We start from the raw sequence: 2,515 nt of genomic DNA, 5'->3' as shown, positions 1-2,515 counted from the left end.
TAGGTATGTGTGCAAGAAGGACAACGTAGAATTTCTCCTGAGTCTTGAGCGTAGGGGCGGGGGATGTTTTATAGCTACAGCAGCGTTTGAAACCCCTTGGGCATATGAGATAAACGTGTTGAGGCAGTTCAGGGATAACTTTTTGTTGCAAAGGAAATGGGGAAGAAAATTCATCTCAGCTTATTACAGAGAATCTCCCCCCATCGCACGGGCGATCGAAAGGTCTGCTGGGCTAAGGATGGTGTTCAGGGCACTTTTGGCGCCGATCATAAAATTGGGTTCTAGAAAACGTGACCAATTGTAACCACGTTTTCCTTGGGAACCATCACGCTCGGGCTCCTCAAGGGTTCATTGGGGCCCTCCTCGCGCTTCTCCCCCGTCAGGTCGAACCCGCCCACGGCGCGGTCGAACCACCGCGCGTCGTGGGAAAGTCCCTCCATCGGAAGGTATAGGTTCACTGCCGCGTTCAGCTGTCTGTTTATCCTCAGCCCGCAGAACCTGCACTCGAAGACAACTCCTTTCGGGGCTCCATTTAGTCCCCCACACCTGGAGCACCTTCGTGTGGAGTTCCGCGGATTTAGCGGCTTTCCAACCCTAGCCTTGTATCTCAGCATTGTCCGAACCTGAGACCAGTTTGTCTTGGCCAGCCTCCGGTTGTGATTCTTCCCTCTGTTGAACATCTTCTCCTTCTCCAGGCACTCGAACCTGTGCTCGGTATCCGGAAGAGTCCTCGCCAGCTCGGTCGTGATCTTTTGCGCGATATCCCTCGCCCTGTTCCTCTCGCGCCTCCTGTACTTCTGGGACACCCTCCTGATCGAAGGCTTTTTTGAGGCCCGCCCCTGCAGCCTCTTCCGCTTCAGCTCGTAGGTACTGTGGACGTGGTAAAGCTTCCTCAGGTCCATCCTAACCCAGCCGAGTTCCGGGTCGAACGCATCCAGCGATGCCTCGTTGGAGTCCCATGCGAGCCGCTTATTCGGTTCCGGTTTGGGACTGCCTCTCCTGAAAGTCACAGTGAGCGAGTCGTCCTTCAGGATGATCTCCCCGAGTTCACCTTCAGCCCGGCCCCAGAACCATACATGGCGGAGGTCGAATTCCACGTGCTGCCCCCACGGGTCGATGGTCACACGTAACCTCCCGCCGCGGAACGTGTAGAGGGTCTCCTTAACTCGCACAAACCTCCGCTTCACGCGGGGCTTATTCCTGGTGCGGTTCCCCCTGAGGTAGTTCTTTCTCCAGCTTCGCAGGATTGAGTACGCCTGCTTTATGGCCGAGTCCACGCAGTGCTTCGCGTGGGGCCAAGTTTCCATGAGCTTTTCACGGAGCCAGTGGTGCTTGAATGCGCCGTCCTTCGGCAGGATTGGGATGAGCCTCTTTGCTGTGTACCTTACGCCCTGAACCTTGTTCTCTGGCTCAACAGGCCTTTCAACCCATCTTATCCCGCCCAAATCTCGTCGATTGCGAGCTGGAGCATGCGCTGGTAGTCTGTGATTAAATCGCTCACGTCCTGAGAGTGCTTCACAGTGTATGCCCTAACCTGAGAGCAGCTTCTTTGCACCCTTTACCACCTCCTTATACTTATGAGACCTCGTGCCGTAAAGTTTTCCGGCGAAGTGAGAGACGATTGCAATGAGATCGTCCACGAGCTCCTCATGGGGAGTCTTCTCCTCCTGGTTTATCACGAGTATGCTTGTCCCGAACTTCGAGCAGAGACGCTGGAGGGTATCGAACCCGAACCTTGTGAGCCTGTCTGGGTAAGCGACGATCACTGCCGAGACCTTCTTTTGGGTCACGAGCTCTATGAGCTTGAGGAAGTTCTCCCTCCGCTCGTTCAATCCTGAGCCTATATCGCTCAGGACCTCGACCTCCCCGTATCCCTTTTCCCTCGCGTAGTTCGAGATGAGCTGCTTCTGTCTCTCCAGGTCATCCTTCTGGGTCGCGGAGGAGACTCTAGCGTATCCTAAAATCTTGGTCTCTCTCACTTCCCCCTCGATCTTCAGCACTTCTTCCTCCGGAATCCTGAACTTTCCGCCAGGCGTCCTCACGGCCTTGATCCTGCCCTCGTGGATCCACCTCCTCAGCGTGTTCGGATGAACCCTCAACCGCTCATACGCCTCTTTCATTCTAAGTAATGTCATCAAATGTTATTATGTATACTTTAGATATTTAATAGTTTCTTTTTCGTAACAGTTTCGAAAGGCGAGATCTAAGGAGTAATCGCGGCAATTTTGAGCATTACAACGCAGATTACACAACCAAAATCAAAAAATTGTATAGGATGTGGCTGAGGATCGAGCCCGCTAAGCCGTTGACTAAGTAACATGCCCCTAATAACGCTCCTCCGAGCGTCAATGGGATAGCCAGCGCAGGATAGGTTCCAGGGTTTGATAGGTGGAAAAATCCGAACGCTAGCGCGGAAGCCAGGACCCCTAAAACACGAGATTTTGTCCTCAGGGAGATCTCCTCAAGCAAGATACCTCTAAAAATCCATTCCTCGAATATGGGCAAGATGACAATC

The 2,515-nt window shown here is 53.4% G+C and carries 4 protein-coding genes; 1 reads left to right on the top strand and 3 read right to left on the bottom strand.

Translation table 11 applies throughout. The features are described from left to right. The coding region (locus tag ACP5PX_RS07825; RefSeq protein WP_428085398.1) for a CFI-box-CTERM domain-containing protein at nucleotides 1–304 on the top strand (304 nt) is incomplete at its 5' end. On the opposite strand, the gene ACP5PX_RS07820 is transcribed toward ACP5PX_RS07825, so the two are convergent. The 3 genes from ACP5PX_RS07820 to ACP5PX_RS07810 all read right to left on the bottom strand — a co-directional run. Next, nucleotides 282–1,307 carry a zinc ribbon domain-containing protein gene (locus ACP5PX_RS07820; protein ID WP_428085397.1) on the bottom strand — a complete coding sequence of 342 codons (1,026 nt, stop codon included), beginning with the start codon at nucleotides 1,305–1,307 and terminating at the stop codon, nucleotides 282–284. The two genes, ACP5PX_RS07825 and ACP5PX_RS07820, sit on opposite strands and share 23 nt — an antisense overlap. A gap of 222 nt (nucleotides 1,308–1,529) precedes the next feature. Next, complete coding sequence (locus ACP5PX_RS07815) at nucleotides 1,530–2,135, bottom strand: IS607 family transposase (RefSeq protein WP_428085396.1); 606 nt, start codon at nucleotides 2,133–2,135, stop codon at nucleotides 1,530–1,532. A gap of 109 nt (nucleotides 2,136–2,244) precedes the next feature. After that, nucleotides 2,245–2,515: lysostaphin resistance A-like protein (locus ACP5PX_RS07810; RefSeq protein ID WP_428085395.1), on the bottom strand; the 271-nt coding region annotated here is incomplete at its 5' end.

The organism is Hadarchaeum sp. (SeqCode), assembly GCF_049969415.1.
GTDB lineage: Archaea > Hadarchaeota > Hadarchaeia > Hadarchaeales > Hadarchaeaceae > Hadarchaeum.
This window is presented reverse-complemented; position numbering and strand designations above follow the sequence as displayed.

Coding starts and splice junctions, on each gene's coding strand:
- ACP5PX_RS07820 (WP_428085397.1), bottom strand. CDS start 1,307: ATGGAAACTTGGCCCCACGCGAAGCACTGCGTGGACTCGGCCATAAAG.
- ACP5PX_RS07815 (WP_428085396.1), bottom strand. CDS start 2,135: ATGACATTACTTAGAATGAAAGAGGCGTATGAGCGGTTGAGGGTTCAT.